This window comes from Marinifilum sp. D714, from assembly GCF_030851345.1.
In the GTDB taxonomy this organism is placed as follows: Bacteria; Bacteroidota; Bacteroidia; order Bacteroidales; family Marinifilaceae; genus Marinifilum.
Map to the genome: position 1 here is coordinate 103005 of NZ_JALPNU010000009.1, position 18315 is coordinate 121319.

14 protein-coding genes are annotated in these 18315 nt (G+C 35.3%); 4 read left to right on the forward strand and 10 right to left on the reverse strand.

From position 1 onward, the window contains the following. Nucleotides 1–1535: 1535 nt before the first annotated feature. From M0051_RS10655 to pstS, 10 genes are all read right to left on the reverse strand, one after another. Nucleotides 1536–3584 (reverse strand): tetratricopeptide repeat protein, encoded by a 2049-nt coding sequence (locus tag M0051_RS10655; RefSeq protein WP_306741519.1) that lies wholly within the window; start codon nt 3582–3584, stop codon nt 1536–1538. Nucleotides 3585–3708: 124 nt separating this feature from the next. Continuing rightward, entirely contained in the window at nt 3709–4053 is a 345-nt protein-coding gene (locus tag M0051_RS10660; RefSeq protein WP_306741520.1) for a hypothetical protein, read from the reverse strand. A 927-nt stretch (nt 4054–4980) separates the two neighbouring features. Next, nucleotides 4981–5970 (reverse strand): L-glyceraldehyde 3-phosphate reductase, encoded by a 990-nt coding sequence (mgrA, locus tag M0051_RS10665; RefSeq protein WP_306741521.1) that lies wholly within the window; start codon nt 5968–5970, stop codon nt 4981–4983. Between the two features lie 107 nt (nt 5971–6077). Next, nucleotides 6078–7874, reverse strand: a complete 1797-nt coding sequence (locus M0051_RS10670) for a cell wall metabolism sensor histidine kinase WalK (RefSeq protein ID WP_306741522.1) — start codon at nt 7872–7874, stop codon at nt 6078–6080. Nucleotides 7875–7892: 18 nt separating this feature from the next. Continuing rightward, complete coding sequence (locus M0051_RS10675; protein ID WP_306741523.1) at nt 7893–8582, reverse strand: response regulator transcription factor; 690 nt, start codon at nt 8580–8582, stop codon at nt 7893–7895. 158 nt (nt 8583–8740) lie between these two features. After that, nucleotides 8741–9433, reverse strand: coding sequence for a PhoU domain-containing protein (locus M0051_RS10680; protein WP_306741524.1), 693 nt, complete (start codon nt 9431–9433; stop codon nt 8741–8743). 81 nt (nt 9434–9514) lie between these two features. Continuing rightward, nucleotides 9515–10333 carry a phosphate ABC transporter ATP-binding protein PstB gene (gene pstB / locus M0051_RS10685; protein WP_373568313.1) on the reverse strand — a complete coding sequence of 273 codons (819 nt, stop codon included), beginning with the start codon at nt 10331–10333 and terminating at the stop codon, nt 9515–9517. An 11-nt stretch (nt 10334–10344) separates the two neighbouring features. Further along, nucleotides 10345–11238, reverse strand: coding sequence for a phosphate ABC transporter permease PstA (gene pstA / locus M0051_RS10690; RefSeq protein ID WP_306741526.1), 894 nt, complete (start codon nt 11236–11238; stop codon nt 10345–10347). An 18-nt stretch (nt 11239–11256) separates the two neighbouring features. Then, entirely contained in the window at nt 11257–12111 is an 855-nt protein-coding gene (gene pstC, locus M0051_RS10695; protein WP_306741527.1) for a phosphate ABC transporter permease subunit PstC, read from the reverse strand. Between the two features lie 110 nt (nt 12112–12221). Beyond that, nucleotides 12222–13292 (reverse strand): phosphate ABC transporter substrate-binding protein PstS, encoded by a 1071-nt coding sequence (gene pstS, locus M0051_RS10700; protein ID WP_306741528.1) that lies wholly within the window; start codon nt 13290–13292, stop codon nt 12222–12224. Between the two features lie 293 nt (nt 13293–13585). On the opposite strand from pstS, the gene M0051_RS10705 reads away from it, so the two are divergent. The 4 genes from M0051_RS10705 (at nt 13586) to M0051_RS10720 (ending at nt 18310) form a co-directional block, all read left to right on the forward strand. Next, nucleotides 13586–14323, forward strand: a complete 738-nt coding sequence (locus M0051_RS10705) for an NAD-dependent deacylase (RefSeq protein WP_306741529.1) — start codon at nt 13586–13588, stop codon at nt 14321–14323. Nucleotides 14324–14544: 221 nt separating this feature from the next. Further along, nucleotides 14545–15291, forward strand: a complete 747-nt coding sequence (gene fabG, locus M0051_RS10710; protein ID WP_306741530.1) for a 3-oxoacyl-[acyl-carrier-protein] reductase — start codon at nt 14545–14547, stop codon at nt 15289–15291. A 396-nt stretch (nt 15292–15687) separates the two neighbouring features. Then, complete coding sequence (locus M0051_RS10715; protein ID WP_306741531.1) at nt 15688–17130, forward strand: hypothetical protein; 1443 nt, start codon at nt 15688–15690, stop codon at nt 17128–17130. A 145-nt stretch (nt 17131–17275) separates the two neighbouring features. After that, on the forward strand, nt 17276–18310 hold the full coding sequence (locus M0051_RS10720; RefSeq protein WP_306741532.1) for a sensor histidine kinase: 1035 nt from the start codon (nt 17276–17278) through the stop codon (nt 18308–18310). Nucleotides 18311–18315 lie beyond the last annotated feature (5 nt).

Consider the following 18315-nt stretch of genomic DNA (forward strand, 5'->3'; position numbering starts at 1 on the left):
TTAAAATCAATAATATGAGTTTTTCATTCACATAAAAGCTAGGGAAATTGCCCAGAATAAACATGAAAAAACTTGTTTTTTTTTCATCAATAGGCTGGAAAGCCAGTGTTTTAAAGGCTTTTGGTGATGGATGTTTTATTGATTTATGGGGTATTTATTGGCAAAAATATATTTATAAATCCTAAAATTATCATTTAGTTAAATACTGAAAAAACGTAAAATAAGGGATATACAAGGATTTCAATTGGTGGCAGAGGTGTTTAAGTGACTGTAAAATAGTAATTAACGCATAAGATGGGCGAGAGCGTTGAAAATGGCATTATCCTGAATAAGATATTTTATGAATATATTAATTGTGTCGGATGAACTGTTGCTACCATACAAATAGCAGGCAAAACAGTGGATCTTATATCTTATCTTACCATTTTGGCATGTAAATAGAAATTGATGAAATTTCAACAATTTACAAACTATAAACAGCTCAAATCAGTTTGTAAATCGCTCAAATTAGTTTGTAAACAGCCCAAATCAATTTGTTTTCGCCCAAAAACAATTTGATTTGGGGTAAAAATTGTTTGATTTTGGCTGTTTATAGTTTGTAAATTGCTCAAATGAGTTTGTAAATTACTCAAATTCGTTTGAAAACAGCACAGGTCAAACTGATTTGAGCTCCATATTAAATCTGTTTTTTCCAACTCAAAATGATTTGAAATTTAATTAAGTTAAGGAAATAAAAAGGCTGAGTACGGGTTAGGTATTTTTTATTGGCTTTGATGATTTTCTGTAATTCGAAAAAAATATTGATGGGAGATCGCCACTCAATTGTTGATTAGATAAAAATTAAGGAGCATTTTCATGTTGAGTTTTTCCCTTTTAGGGAAAAGGATGAAATAAGAGAAATACAATCAAAAAAAACACCCTTCTGTTGTCGCCTCGGCGAAAGCTTTTGGGATCCCCTAAAAGGCAGGGCTGTTAAGTTCTAAATGGTATAAATATTTCCTTAATATCTGTAAACTGATACAAAATGCATTATATATCAGGCTGAAAGCCTTGTTTAGTTCAGCCTGAGGCAAGGCCTCAGGATAATAAATAACTGTTAAAAGCGTCCTGAAAGGGCAATTTAATATTAAATTGTCCTTTCAGGACGTTCACTCGCCTTATTTAACTACCCAAGGCGTTGCCTTGAGGCTTAATTAAACTGCCACTTTGTGGCGATTAAAAAAATGATAGAGTTTGAATTAAAAAAACAACAAAGTTATTTGTGTATGTTGAACTTAACAATCCTACCCTAAAAGGGGAGAATTTAGGATTAAATGATTGTATACGTAATTCTCTTTAGAATAATATTCTGGAAAACATATTGTTCGCCTAAAAGAAAAGAGGCTGTCCAAAAAGTAAGTTTAATTCATGTAGTGTCATGTTGAACAAAGTGAAACATCTGATTCTCAATTGTGGAGATTCTTCATTTTACTCAGAATGACAATGATTTTGTACTTTTTGGACAGCCCCTCTACAAGTTATAAATGAATACTATTTTATTGATGAGATATCGATTCCTCTACATAGATTTTTTCGGCATTTGGCACTGTAAACCTGAAGGTTGTTCCATGCCCTTCTTCGCTTTCTACCCAAATTTTACCACTATTTCTCTCGATAAAATCCTTACAAAGTATCAAGCCTAAACCGTTTCCTTTTTCTCCGCGCGTTCCGCTACTTGTAGTATCCAACTCAAAAATGTTCGAAATTGCTTCATCCGAAATGCCCACACCATTGTCTTCAATCCAGATTTCGGTGTGATCTGCTTTCATTTCAGCCCCAAGAACGATTAAACCACTTTCGGGCGTAAATTTTAAGGCATTATTTAAAAGGTTACGAACAACGGTTTCAAGCATTGGTCGGTCGGCATACACAAAAAGGTTTTGCGAAATGGACAATTCCAGCAATATATTCTTTTGTTGAGCACCAGTTTTGTATATTTCCAGTATGCCGGACAATAGATTCTTAACAGGGATAACAACAGGAGTAAAAGGCAATTTGCCAGATTGATTCAATGACCAGGACAAAAGGTTATCGGTAAGGTTAAGAACACGTGTTACACATTCGTTCAAATCCTGGCTGGTTTCATCCAATTCGTGATACCTTCCTTGCTTTAAAAGAATTTGTATTAAATGGGAAATGCCCGATACCGAAGCCAAAGGGGAACGCAAATCGTGTGAGATGATTTGGAACAGTTTGTTTTTGGTTTGGTTCGATACTTTTAATTCTTTGTTCCTATGATCGAGAAGTTCCTTCGACCACTCGATTCGTGATTTTTGCAAGCTAAGTAATCTTGTTAGCTTTTTGTTTCTGCTATACGAATAGACTATAAATCCGGCATAACCAGCAATCAATATCAAAATAACAACTAGGCCATTACGTTGCATAGCCTTGTTGTTGTTCTCTTTTTTTAACAAAGCAATTTGCGCTTCTTTCTTTTCTGCTTCGTATTTGGCCTGAATCTCGGTTACCTGTTTTAAGCTCTCCTTGTTAATCAAACTATCTTTAAGTTGATCGTATATTTCCCAATAACGCAGGGCGCTATCCGCCTGATGTTGATGGGTTAGGATATGAAATATACTGGATGCACTGTTTTTTTGAGAATCAATATTACCAATCTCTTTACCCAATTGATATGCTCTTTGGCTGTAAGTTAATGCATCTTCCAGATTGCTCATCATGTAGTTTGCTTGGGATAATCCATTTAAAGAGGTAATGATTAAATTCTTGTTCCCTATTTCCTCCTTTAATTGTAAACTCTGTCTTTGGTAGTCGATTGCCATGGCATATTGCTTCATTTCCAGAAAACATGCGCCAATGTTGTGGTAGGTTTGTGCCAGGCGATATTTGTTAGGCTTCTTTTTAAGTACATCTAAGTTTTTCTTGTGATAGCTTAAGGCTTTCTGGAATTTATTTTGAATCGAGTAGATGTTGGCAATATTGGTATTTGAAAGGTAAAGAGTTGAGGTTAAATTATTTTCAGTACATATTTTAGCAGATTTTTTATAATATTGAAGCGCTTTTTTGTAGTCTTTGAATTTTTTGTAAACAACCCCAATACTATTGTAAACTAATGACAAAGCCTTTGAATCTTTTTGTTTTTCAAAAAATATTGAACAATTCAAGAAATCTTTAAGAGCAAGGTTAAGTGTTCCAGTTTTAGTATAAACTCTAGCTCTGTTAAATAAAGTCTTGTTGATTCCAATAGAATCATTTGTACGATTATATTTTTCTATCGCTAGAGAATAGTTTTTAAGAGCTTCTTTATATGAACTTTTTCTTGTTGCGATCAAACCGATTCTAGTATATGCATCACCAGCACCCGAATGGTTATTGTTATGAGTAGAAAGTTCTAAACATTTATTTGCATAAAACAAAGCTTCATCAGGAGATTTTCTGTAGTTCTTACCAGTCCAATCATTCAGGAGTTTGATCTGTTCATGAACATCTTGTATGGAATCCAATTGTCTATCAACAAACGAATTGTTTTGTCCATATGATTGTATGGTGAATGCAAGTATGAATGTAAAAAGAAGTAGTTTTTGCATAGAATTACAATGATAAGCAAAAACTAAGATATGAAAAACTGTAGAATTTTATCAAACAATGATTAAAAATAAAAAACGGACATTAATTATAAATGTCCGTTATGTGCTATAATATAATAAATGCCTAAGGCATTCCTTGGTCTGCATCATCATAATCCACATCCGTTCTGTTGTCTTCTTCAGGATTGGTCATCAATGCGGTATCTACCATTACCATGCTAACGGTTTTAACATCATCGGTTGGGCCTTGTTCCAATGGTACCGAGAACTCAGCGATTTCTGTTCCAATACCACCATTAGAAGTAATGGTTGCCGTAACTGCCCAAAGCTTTTTGCCATCTTTTTCAATTTCTCCTTGGCTAAGAGTATTTAAAGCATAGCCTTTTGGTACCGATACTACCGAATTAAGTGTGTAAACTCCGTTTGATGCTGACTTGATCAAATTCACGTAGGGTTTTAGTAATTTCATATGGCAATTATTTTAATTGTACAATAAATCATTTTTGAAATTAGTAAAAAAGTGCAAATCAACAAATAATTTTCATACATAAATTTATTTCATGATAATAGAGGTGTAGCAATATCCAATGCTTCAAGGACATTGTGTTGGGATTAACTGAGTAGGTATGTCCAGCTAGCCAGAAAATGTATAGAATGTGAGACTTTGTTAAAAAAGACACCAAGTATCGTCGTTTGAGACACGCTTGGGCTTAAAAAAGGCACCACCTATCGTGGTTCGAGACACACTTGGGCTTAAAAAAGACACGGTTTCGATTAAAAATTTTAACGCGAAGTGTGTCTTTACCCGCCTATTTGTTAAAAATTTTGACCCCAACCGTGTCTGGAACCACACTTGCGCTTAAAAATTTTAACCTCAAGCGTGGGTAGAACCACGATCGAGGTCAAAAGTTTTGGCTTTTAGGTCAAAAAATTATTGTATAGTAAATGAAAATGGTTCTATATGAAACATAGTGGGTAGCTATATCAATCATTATTTGTAAAAATTATCCTATAATTTTTTTATTTTACTTCGCTTTGCTCGAGCCGCTTGGCTCATCCTTTTTCCATTGATGAAAAAGGATGCAAAAAATCTAGGGCGTGTAAGCTCAAACTATTTATACTTGAAAAATTTAAGTGCGGCGGGGTGATCTTCGAACAAGTTCTCAGCTTCCCCGTCTTTCTAAAAATTTTTCTGCGTCTAATCAGCTTGACCTTCCAATGCCCACTTTGGAGAAAGGAGGAAGGTAAAGGTAGATAATAATGAATCTAAAGAATTACTTAGTCCAAATCATACAGAGCCATAAAAAAGAAGTAAATGGAAAGTGCATTCAATATATTCTATGAATGAAAGATTGCAAATCTTTTTGATTTGCAATCTAATTATCTGCACTTAAATCTAGTTTGTTAAGATCTTTTCAATTTCTTCCAATTCGAAAATTTCAAAATGTAGGTTGTTTACACTATCGATATTCTGATCGAGTTGAGCAACAGAACTTGCACCAACGAGAACTGAAGTTACACGCTCATCTTTCAATAGCCATGCAATGGCCATTTGTGCCAGACTTTGACCTCTTCTTTCTGCCATTTGGTTTAAGGCTTTTACCTTATCAATTAGCTTATCGGTAATCTGATCCTTTTGTAAGAAACCATGAGATTTAGCGGCTCTCGAATTTTCAGGAATGCCCTTAATGTATTTGTTGGTTAGCAAGCCCTGTGCAAGAGGAGAGAAGACGATTGAACCAATTCCATCTTTTTCGATCTGATCCAGCAATCCATCTTCCACCCATCGATCGAACATCGAATATCTTGGTTGATGAATCAGACAAGGAGTACCCAATTCACGCAAAATTCTTGCAGCTTCGCGGGTTTGATCAGGAGAATAGGATGAAATTCCTACGTATAAAGCTTTGCCCTGGCGTACCACATGATCCAAAGCCATCATGGTCTCCTCAAGTGGCGTATTGGGGTCTGGTCGGTGCGAGTAGAAGATGTCCACATAATCCAAACCCATTCGCTTTAAACTTTGGTCGAGACTGGCAATTAAATATTTGCGTGATCCCCAATCTCCATATGGTCCGGGCCACATATGATAGCCTGCTTTGGTGGAAATGATCATCTCATCGCGGTAGTGACTCAGGTGTTCCCGAAGGATCTTACCAAAGTTTTCTTCGGCCGAACCAGGGGGTGGTCCGTAATTGTTTGCCAAATCGAAATGGGTAATTCCTCTGTCGAATGCTCTGAATAGTATTTGCTTAAAATTGTCGTAAAGATCTACATGTCCGAAATTGTGCCATAATCCTATGGAAATGGCTGGTAGCAATAATCCACTTCTTCCACATCTTCGGTAAGGCATGTTTTCATACCTATCTTCACTTGCTTTGTACATATTTTTATAGTTTGATGAAGCATGAAGATACTAAAAGTTGAAAAGTGAAAAAGTATAAATGTTAAAAAAAGTACCTTTCTACTATTCTACTATTTCACTTTTGGAAATTAGGATAACTGCTTTTTTAAAGAGAAGAAAAACTCTGTACCGCCTTCTTTTCGTGCTTTAACGAAAATACGTCCCTTGTGAAAGCCTACTGCATTTTTAACAATGGATAAGCCTAGCCCGGTACCACCCATTTTTCTTGATCTGCCATTATCGGCACGGTAGAAGCGCTCAAAAATTCTTGGCAAATGATCCTCCGAAATTCCAATTCCATTGTCATGATAGGAGAAATAATGATAATTGTTGTCTTCGAAGTAATGTTTAATTTCTATGGAGCTTCCTTCTCCTGCATATTTTATTGAGTTATCGATCAGATTTCTGAACACAGAATCCAACAATTCAGTGTTTCCTTTGATGTTTAAATCTTCAGGTATATGAAGCTGGATATCCATTTTGGCATGTTCCAATTTTAACTCAAAATCATCCAACATTTCATTCAATAGTTTGCCAATGCTCACATTGCCAATGGTAAACAATTGTTGTGTTTCTTCCATTTTGGTAAGCACCGAAATATCCTGAATTAAATTCGATAATCTGTTAATTTGCACACAGGATCGTTCAATAAAAAGAATTTTCTTATCCTCAGGCATCTCCGGATTGTCTTTAATGGTCTCTAAAAATCCAGAAACTGCAGTAACAGGAGTTTTAAGCTCATGCGCAATGTTCAAGGTCATTTCTTGCTTTATGGTTTTCTCGTTTTCCGATTTGGTAATATCGTTAATCGAGATTTCGAAATTGCAATCGTGGAAAACCACAACCTGGTAAAGAAACATTTTATGGCCAACGGTAACTACATTTTTCGAGCTAATAATATCAACATTAGGAATGTAGTTTTTCTCCAGTTTTTTAATGTTTGATTTAATGAAATCATTAATCTCTGTTAATTCAGGCAACTCGAATATTTCCTGGTAGTTATGTGTTGAAATGTTTGACAGGTAATTGATATAATCGATAAAGTGACTGTTCCAAAGAATTAAATTCCTGTTTTTATCGAAAACGGCTACACCTTCTTGTGCAATCTGAAGGTGCATTATTAGTTTTTCCTTTTCTTTTACCAAGTCTTCCTTGGTTTTGCTCAACTTATTGTAAATTTTTACAATTTGATGGCTGATTTCGCCCAGTTCGGTTTTTCCAAAATTCTCATTTGGATCAATAGGTCTGTTTTTGGCAGCATTAATGGCAAATTTTCGAAGTTTGGCAATGGAGTTTCCAAAATGCTCTGTTGCATAAAGCAAGAACACAATTGTAACGCCAAACAAGGCGATTAGGAAATAGAAAAACAGCTTGTTGGCCTTTAAAAAAGAAACTACACTCTCGTTGTAGGGTAGTGCTGCCCTTACAAAGTGGGTGTAGTAATGCTTTGAATAATAATAATAGGTTTGTCCTGTTGATCCTGATAATCGGATATTGCTTCCTTTGCTGCCATAAATCGACTTTTGAACTTCAGGTCTATTTATATGATTGTCAAGTCTGGTTATGTCTTCAACATCAGAATCATAAACAACTTTACCATCGCTCAAAATAACGGTCAATCGTATATTGTGGTCAGGCATTAAGCTTCTTAATGAATCAACTTCTACAAATTCGTTTTTGGTGATTAAGTCTTTCTGTTTGATTAACTCCTGAACCTGTTCGGTATAAATATTCAACGCATACTCTAATTTTTCTCTTCGATAGGCAATTTCCTGGTTGTACTGGAAACCACCAATAAGCATAGAAAAAATCAACACAATCAAAAAGAAGTAAACAAATAAGCGCTTCTTGTATTTTGATCCAGAGTTAGGAAAGTTTGTTGTCATGTATAAAAACGAATTAATCTATTTTACGCGGGGATCAAAATAATATCCATACCCCGACTTGGTTTTAATTAAATTGTGATATTCTCCAATTTTTTTTCTGATTCGTCGTACATTCACATCAACAGTTCGATCGCCTACATAGGTGTCGCCCTCCCAAATTTTATTCATGATTTCATCACGAGAGTAAATTCTTCCTGCATGGTTTAAGAGCAGGTGTAAAATTTCAAACTCTGTTTTGGTCAAGCCAACATCAATGCCGTTAATCGTAACTTGTTTCGACTCCGAAACAAGTTTCAAATTTTCATATTCGAAACTTGCCTCGTTTTTTGTTTCAGAGAAAACACGTTTGCAAATTACATGAATTCTGGCAATAACTTCCTTAACTGAGAAAGGTTTTGCAACATAATCATCAGCACCTGCTTTAAATCCAAGCAATTTGTCGGTTTCGCTCCCTTTTGCAGTGATAAACAGTATGGGTTTATCCTCCAAATCGGGGTTACGACGAATAATTTTAGCCAACTCCAGACCTGAGATTTCTCCCATCATGATATCTAACAGGAAGAAATCATATTTGCTCAAGTCTAGCTTTAAGGCTTGTTCCGATGAAAAGGCGGTATCCACCTGAAAACCTTCTTGTTCGAGATTGTATTGCAGGATTTCGCACAAATCCTCTTCATCATCGACTACTAATATCTTTAAATCCTTCATTTTTTGGAAATCTTTCCGGGTTTTTTTAAGGTTATTTAGTTTAGTATTCAGATCTTGAAAGTTCCCAGAGCGATCATAGAGTTTATGGGGCACTAATCAAAGGTCACTAGTCATTTAAAAATAGATATTCCAATGAACTATTGACCAAGGATAATTAACTATTCTTCTTCAGATATGTCTTTGTGACGTAAGTCAATTCCTTGTTGGAAATAGATAGAAGCTTCTGCAATATTAGTTGCATTGTCGGCAACTCTTTCAATGCTACTTAAGATACTTCCAAAGTTTAGTAAATTAAAAATCTCGTTTTTATCTATTCCTTCAGGAATTTCTTTTTTCACCATTCGTTTCATTAGTTTAAATCTCATTTCATCAACCAATTCATCGTTTTTAATGGTCCAAATGGCATATTCTTTATCGTTGTCTTCAAAAGAAATTAATGCTTTGCGAACCATTTTTTCACTAATGGATAGCATATTTAGCAATGATTCCCTATGTCTTTCGTGAATAAAAGGAGGATCCATCTTATTCATGAAATTGATTACATTGTTTAATTGATCACCAATTCTTTCGATAAAACCAATCATTCTGAAATAGGAAACCAACATTCGCAATTCACTTGCCATTGGTTGCTGTAATCCCATGGTAAGAATGATATTGTCACTCATTTTTAACTCAAGATTGTCAAGTTTATTCTCATTTTCTTTAAACTTTTCAATTCTTTTAGGATCTATAATATCTAATCCGTATGATACAACTTCATCCAGGATCTCAAATTGTTCTTGAAGAATCAATTTCATTTTACTAAAATCAGAATGAAGCTTATCGAATTTTTTATCTTTTTTGATTGACATACTATATCAATTATGAGTTATAAATTATGAATTATAAATGAAAAAGCTTAATTGCTTATTCAAAATTTAAATAACAGAAAATCAACCAAATTTACCTGTTAGATATTCTTCGGTGCGCTTGTCTTTAGGCGTGGTAAACATTTGCTTTGTTTTGCCATACTCTACCAACTCTCCAAGATACATAAACATAGAGTAATCAGAAATACGAGCAGCCTGCGACATGTTGTGCGTTACCAATACAATTGTAAAATCTTTCTTCAATTTCACCAGCAAGTCTTCAATTTTCGAAGTTGCAATTGGGTCAAGTGCCGAAGTTGGTTCATCAAGTAAAATAATGTCGGGGGTATATGCCAAAGCACGTGCAATACACAATCTTTGTTGCTGACCACCTGACAAGAAAGTTCCTCTGTTGTGTAGGGCATCTTTTACCTCGTCCCAAAGCGCCACCTCTCGTAATGACTTTTCAACGATTTCATCTTTTTCAGATCTCTTTAGTTTAATTCCATTCAAGTTAAAACCTGCAATTACATTATCGTAAATGCTCATGGTAGGAAATGGATTTGGACGTTGAAACACCATACCAATTTTTCGTCTCAATTGAATTGGATTTAGTTCATAGATGTTTTCATCACCCAGATAAACTCCACCTTTGTTATGGGTATTTGGATACAATTCGTGCATGCGGTTAATGGCTCTTAAAAGCGTACTTTTTCCGCAGCCCGAAGGACCCATAATTGCAGTAATTTTATTTTTGGCAATACCTGCAGATACATTTTGTATTGCATACTTATCTCCTCCGTAAGAAACCGATAAATCATCGATTTTTAAAACTGGAGATTCAATATTTTCAATTGGATTCTTTATCACGACGTTCTCTTTATATTTTTGCTCTGTAGGCATTTGAACTTGTTTTAGTATTGTACTTTCCATTTTTTCGCGATTGCTTTAGCTGATAAATTCAGACCTAGGATTAATAGTAATAAGAATAAGGAGGCGCTCCATATCATATTTACTAGATTAGGATCGTTATAAAACTCCCAAACCAAGAGAGGTACAGCACTTGATGGCTCTGTGATATTGGTATTAACAACAGTGCTTCCCAAAGCTGTAAGCATAAGAGGGGCTGTTTCTCCTGCAATACGTGATATCCCAAGGATTACTCCGGTTAGGATACCTGAGATACCGGTTGGTAGAATCACTTTAAGGATCACTTTGTGATAGGGAACACCTAGTGATAAAGCAGCTTCTTTTAATGTGCCTGGTATCATTTTTAATGTTTCCTCTGTTGATCGCACAATTGATGGTAACATCATAATTGATAAGGCAACACTACCAGCCAAAGCGGAGAAACCATTGGTCACTGGCTTAACAATCCAGATGTAACCGATTACGCCCAAAACGATAGAAGGTACACCTTGAAGCATATCAACAATAAATCGAACCAAACCTGCAAATTTCCCTTCGGCATTCTCGGCTAGATAGGTTCCACAAATAATACCAACTGGAATAGCGATTAATGAAGCTAAACCAACAATGATTAATGTACCTACAATACCATTGGCAATTCCACCAGGAATAATTTCGTTGTTTGCAACTGCCACCATTGCTTCCATGGTATCAGGTGCTTCCTCGAAGAAAAAGCTGATGTTCAACTGACGGTATCCTTTTATTGCCAATTGGTATAGAATCAGGAATAAAGGCACACCTGAAAGGAAAGCAAGGAAGATCATTGCATTGGTAAAGATCTTGTCTTTCAACAAGCGTTGCTTCATCTTCCTGTCTGATATTTCTGTAGAGATATTCATTTCTTTATATAATATAGGCTAAGCCGATAATTTTTTCATGATTAATTTTCCGATATAATTTACGATACCGGTGATGACGAATAGGATCAATCCGATCTCGATCAAGGCAGTGTATTTTAATCCTTCTGCTTCGCCAAACTGGTTTGCAATCAAACTGGCCATGGTATTTCCCAAATCGAAAATTCCTGTTGGCATATTATTGGAATTACCAATCAACATGGTAACTGCCATGGTTTCACCAATTGCTCTACCCAGTGCGAGTATATAACCTGCAAATATTCCTGAACCTGCGTTAGGAACAATTACGTTTCTAACTACCTCGAAGCGTGTCGCTCCAAGTGAGTAAGCAGCTTCTTTTAAACTGCCTGGAACCATTGAAATTACTTCGGCACCAAGAGAAGAAGCATATGGAATAATCATGATCGCCAGAATAACCGATGATGTGAATATTCCGAATCCTTGTGCATTAAGACCTAGCTCTGCAACCAATGGTTTTAATGCATAAAATCCCCACAATCCATATACAACCGATGGAATACCAGCCAACAGATCAACTACTGACCTTAAAAAGGAAGGCAAGGCACCATCTTTAAAATATTCACCTAGGAATAAGGAAATGGAAAAGGCGAATGGAAATGTAATGATTAAAGCCAGAATGGAGGTTAGGAGTGTACCGATTATAAATGGCAAAGCACCATAGGTTTCACGTCCTTCTGTTGGATCCCATTCTGTAGAAAATAAAAATCCAAACCCAAACTCTTTAAAAGAAGGGATGGAGCCAACAAATAGTGTAGCAACAATTCCCAAGGCAATTAGCACCATAAGAACACCACTGCTAACTAATAGATATTTGAAGATTTTTTCGCTGTTCATAAGATTTGAACGATTCAGTGTAATAGAAGAACGAGCTTGTACCAGTTGGTAGTCTGGAGAACTTTTTATTTAGCTGTTACAAGCTCGTTGTTTGACCGAAGTCAATTGTTTTATTTTAATGCTTTTCCGTTATAAGTTACCTTACCAAGAACTGCTTTGGCTTTAGCCACTGCAGCTTCAGGAAGTGGAGCATAGTGTACTTTTGTAGTTTCTTTTTGAGCTTCAGGACTTACAACCCATTCAATTAATTTGATGGTTTGAGCAGCTTGATCAGCACTTCTGTCGTTGTAGTTTTGCTCTTTGTACAGAATTAACCAAGTAAAGCTAGAGATAGGATATCCATCAGCAGCATCGGTATTGGTTAAGCTTACACGAGTATCAGCTGGCATTTCACCTTTAGCCGATGCACTTACAGACTCAACAGAAGGGAGGATAAAGTTACCAGCTTTGTTCTGGATGCTTGCTACAGGAATACCCATTGCGAAAGCGTACTCAGATCCTATGTAACCAATAGCACCTTCTGTTTGGCTAATTGTACCAGCAACACCAGGGTTTCCTTTTGCACCAATACCAACAGGCCATTTTAAAGCTTTACCAGCACCAATTTTTTCTTTCCATTCAGTGCTTACTTTGCTCATGTAATCGCTAAAGATAAAAGTAGTACCTGATCCGTCAGAACGGTAAACAACCGTGATTTCCATGTCAGGAAGTTTTACACCAGGGTTTACTGCTGCAATTTTAGCATCGTTCCATTTTTTGATTTTACCCATGAAAACACCTTCCATCAATTCTGGTGTGAATTTTAATTCTGGTTTTCCAGGCAGGTTGTACGCAGCAACTACAGCACCCAAACAAGTAGGAACGTGAAGTACTTCCGCTGGCATGTCGGCTAGCTTCTTATCATTTAAGAATGCATCACTTGCTCCAAAGTCAACGATTTTATCTTTTAAGCTTCGGATACCTCCACCAGAACCAATTCCACCATAGGTAACCAATAAACCTTTTTCTTTGGTATAACTCTTGAAAATTTTGTTGTAAAATGGTTGTGGGAAAGTAGCTCCAGCACCTGTTATTGTTTTAGCTTTTTTGTTGCTTGCAGTTTTATCTTTACCTGTATTCCCGCAACTTGCCATTAAGGCAACTGCAATAACAGCAGTAAAAAGCAATTGTAATTTTTTCATCTTGGTTTAAATTTTAGTTTAAAAAACGATTGTTCTTAGATTTATAATATTTTAAAATCTTGTTTGTTACATTTACATAGTGTAAAAAGAACTAACTTGTATCTTTTCACACTGCAATGTTAGAATACTAATGTTACAGGAATATTACAGCAATGTTAACAAATCGTTACTAGTTGTAAATGTCAGAAAATCAGCGATAAAATCTTTAAAAAATATTTAAATCAAGGAATGGTTATCTGTTTTTAAAGTGAAATTTTCCAAACATTGTTACAAGTAAAATATTGAATTAAACCATGAAAGAAGATTTACAAAAAGTTGCCGATATCATTTCCAATTCTAAATCAATGATTGCCTTTACTGGTGCGGGAGTATCTGTTGAAAGTGGAATACCACCCTTCAGAGGTCCAGATGGATTGTGGAGTAGATATGATCCACAATGTCTCGATTTGGATTATTTTCATTTGAATCCTGTTGAATCCTGGAAGGCTATTAAATCGATCTTTTATGATTTTTTTGGTGAAGCAAAGTACAATGGAGCTCACAAAGTGTTGGCACAGCTTGAGGAGAAAGGTTTACTAAAAGCAGTGGTAACCCAAAATATTGATAATCTGCACCAGGAAGCTGGATCGAAAGTGGTTTACGAATTCCATGGCAATTCACAAAAGTTGGTTTGTTTGCAATGTGGTAAAAGCTACATTCCATCTGAGGTAGACTTGGAGGAATTGCCTCCCAAATGTGTGAATGATAAGAAAATTCTGAAACCTGACTTTGTCTTTTTTGGAGAAGGGATTCCTGAAACAGCTTATCGAAAATCATTGCAGGCAGCCAGAGATGCTGATGTGGTATTGGTGGTAGGAACTACAGGGGAAGTTATGCCTGCTGCCATGATTCCTACCGAAGCCAAACGAAATGGAGCAGTGGTTATCGAAATCAATACAGGGGAGTCGAACTATACAGATGGAATTACTGATTTTTTTCTTCAAGGAAAAGCTAGCGAAATTCTAGAAGAAATTTACAGTTTGATTAAATAGAGTAAGGGTTGTAATGTGTTGGAATTGTGCTGTGTAGTAAAATCATTTTTGTAAAGGAATTTATCAAATGAGGATGTGCTTTCTTTTTAGGAGACATAAACAAAAGTAGATATCCCTGAAAATATTTTATATTTGTTAGCGATTTTGGTGTTTGGGCTCGTGTGTGAGTGGGAACATCATCCTTAATTAAGAATATATTTTTAATAAAAATAGAATTTCAAATGAAGTTATTAGAAGGAAAAACAGCGATTGTTACCGGTGCTTCTCGCGGTATTGGTAAAGCGGTTGCAATTGAATTTGCAAAACAAGGTTGTAATGTTGCTTTTACTGACTTGTTCTACAATGAGCAAGCTATCGAAACTGAAAAAGAAATTGCTTCTTACGGTGTAAAAGCAAAAGGATATGCTTCTGACGCAAGTAACTTTGCTGATACTGATAAAGTAGTTGCTGAAATCGTAAAAGAATTTGGTGCTATTGACATCTTGGTAAACAATGCTGGTATTACTCAGGATACTTTATTAATGCGTATGACTGAAGAGCAGTGGGATGCAGTAATCAATGTGAACTTGAAATCTGTTTTCAACTTTACCAAAGCAGCTCAAAGAACAATGTTGAAGCAGCGCAGTGGTTCTATCATCAACATGAGTTCTGTAGTTGGTGTTAGCGGTAATGCTGGGCAGGCAAACTATTCAGCTTCTAAAGCAGGTATCATTGGATTTACAAAATCTGTAGCTAAAGAACTAGGTTCTAGAGGTATTCGTTCTAATGCAATTGCTCCAGGTTTCATTATTACTGAAATGACTGGTAAATTACCAGAAGATGTAGTAAAAGAATGGGCTGGAAAAATTCCATTGAAACGTGGTGGTACTCCAGAAGAAATTGCTCAAACATGTGTTTACTTAGGATCTGATTTGTCTTCATACGTAACAGGTCAAACACTTCACGTTTGTGGTGGTATGAACATGTAAGAAATATCACATATGATAGATATGAGCCATCTCGTTTGAGATGGCTTTTTTTTGTTATTAGACGCAGATTTTTGGGGTTTCAGATGATTGGTTATGATGTGGTTCGTTGGGTGAGTGAAATTTGCTGAAAGTTACCTTATCCCAATCATAAATAATCATGACAATCTGCGTCTTATTGGATGTTTTCCTGAGTAACAAGTCAATCTTTCTTTTCAGACGGCATTTATGCCGTCTCTATTCAGATTATTCTCTCGTTTCCTCTTAATACGTACTTCTTACAATTCACTACATCGAAACTACAGTTGATGTCAATTTGTTTTTTTCTTGTATGCTTTATTCGGAATATTGTATCGTAGGATAAAATATAAACGTCACAAAAAAATAATATACAAGCATATGAAAACACATTTACAATTTTTACTAAGCCTAATGGCAGTCGTAATGTTGTCGACATTATCATGTAATGCTGCAAATGCAGGTAATGGCGATTGGGATATTGTGATAACCAAGAATAATAATTGGAGGGTTGAAAATATTAAAATCTCTACCAATGGTGATATTGAATTTAATGAAGACTATACCGATGTAAAAGCCATGTCGGATGATGCGTACATCAAAATAAGCATGGTGAGTTTCGGTATGAAACGCAAATTGTACATCAGATCCGATGAAGGGAGAATTAACTATCGTTACTTTGAAGGAAGCAGAGAGGTTGATTTTGAACCTAAGGGGCGTGCCTGGATGAAGAAAATGCTTCCGGATATTGTTAGAAATTCGGGCCTTGATCTTGAGAATAGAGTAAATAAAATCTATAAGAAATCTGGTGTTACAGGCTTTTTGAATGAATTGCAGGAAACGGATAGTGATTATTATCGTTCGCGCATGGTAAAATATTTATTAAAGAATAATAAACTAAATAAGAGCGAACTTCAAAATTTACTAAGAGAATTTCCATATCGAATTAGTTCGGATTATGAATTGTCTCAGATTTACAAGAAGTACAATCCAGTATTTATTCAAGATCCTGAAATTTCGGCTGAGTTTTTTAACAGTTTAGAAGAGATTTCATCCAATTATGAACTCTCCCAGGTTTTAAAATCAGTTTATAAATTAAATGAGCTTAATGAAGAAAACTTTACGCACTTTATTGATGCTATGGGAGATATCAGCTCATCTTACGAGAAATCGAACTTAATGAAGATGGCTCTTGCTGATGATAAGCTTACAAGTGCTCAAATGAATAAATTGTTGAGTGAAGTTGAAGAGCTTTCATCCAACTATGAAAAATCACAGATTATTAAGTCGATTATTAAAAATGAAGGGTTGTCATCAGGCAATGTAGGTAAAATAATAGAACTAACTGAGTCGGTATCCTCGGATTATGAGATGGGACAAATCATTAACTCCATGATTCGAGAAGAGATGGTTAGCAAATCCAATTTAAATGAATTTACTGAATTGTTAGGAAATATATCATCAGATTATACCTATAAGGGAATTCTGAATCAACTGATAGAATACGAACAGTTGGGAGAGGATCGATTTGACTTTTTATTGAAAGCTTCGGATGATATTTCATCAAACTATGAGTTAAGTAAATTTTATAAGTCTCTTTTGGTGAAAGGGAATTTGACTAAAAAGCAACAATTAACTCTTATTGCCAAATCAGAAAACATATCCTCTAATTACGAATTGGCAAGTTTTCTTTTATTAGCAATCCATGAAATGAATTTGGATGATGAAGAAATTAAAGATGCTTTAATCAAAGCAGCGCAGGGAATAAGCTCAGAGTACGAGTATGGCAAAGTAATGAAAGCCATTTATTCAAAAGAAAATTAAGGAAATAGATGTTACAAGATCGATTTATCGAGTGAAAAACTCGATAAATTGAATTCTTTTAGAAAGATTGCAATTCGACAAATTCATTGCCGTATCTTTAAATCGAACACAGGTTTAAATGTGAAATCAGAGAAAACCCATAACCGTGAATAAAAATCTCCGCTTTATTATCATTAGTCCTATTCTTGGAATGCTTTGTTACATTCTGGCATTTTATAGCTATGTAGGTGAATTGCCTGGTTTTGAATATCAGTTGACTGGATATTTACCCAGTGCTGTATTTGGTTTGTGGGCAGGTATATCTACCTTATTTGTTGGCAAATATCTTAATAAGTTGGTGAGTTGGAAACAGAGGCATGCCATACGTTTTTTTATCCAATGTACAGCTTTGTACCTCATAGGTTTGATTTTAATTGCCATTTATTCTGAAATGTTTTTGATTTCGTTAAGAGGTGATTTAAGTTATTCTCAATTTTGGTTGATTTACAATGATGAAATATTTAAAACACTATTGATTCTGTTTTTGGTGGTTCTTGTGTATTGTATCATCGACTTCATGATCTACTCATTCAATCAGATGCGCGAAGAGGAAATTAAATCGGTGGAGCTGATGAACAACCAGCTAAACTTGCAATTCGAGGCATTAAAATCTCAATTAAATCCACACTTCTTATTTAATTCTTTAAATACCATATCATCCCTGCTTTATAAGGATAAGAAAGTGGCGGAGAAATTTATTCGAATGTTTGCTGAAAGTTATCGTTTTATATTTAAGCAAAACAATAGGCCATTGATACCACTACAAAAGGAATTGGATTTTGTTCAATCATACAATTATCTGTTGCAGGTAAGATTTCAGGAAGCTTACGAATTAAAAATTAATATTCCTGAAAATGCCATGGAATCATATGTGCCTCCACTTTCGGTTCAAATGCTGGTTGAAAATGCCATTAAGCACAATTTAATTTCACAAACATCACCTTTGTCAGTAGATATTGAAATCGACAATAATTATTTGTGCGTAAAGAATAACATAAATCCACTAAGGGAGCAGCCAGAATCATTTCAAATTGGAATAGAGAATATTAAAAAGAGATATTCATATTTTACCAATGACAGTATTTTGCTGGATAAAAATGAGCATTTTAAGGTAAGTCTGCCATTAATACTTCAATCGTAAAATAA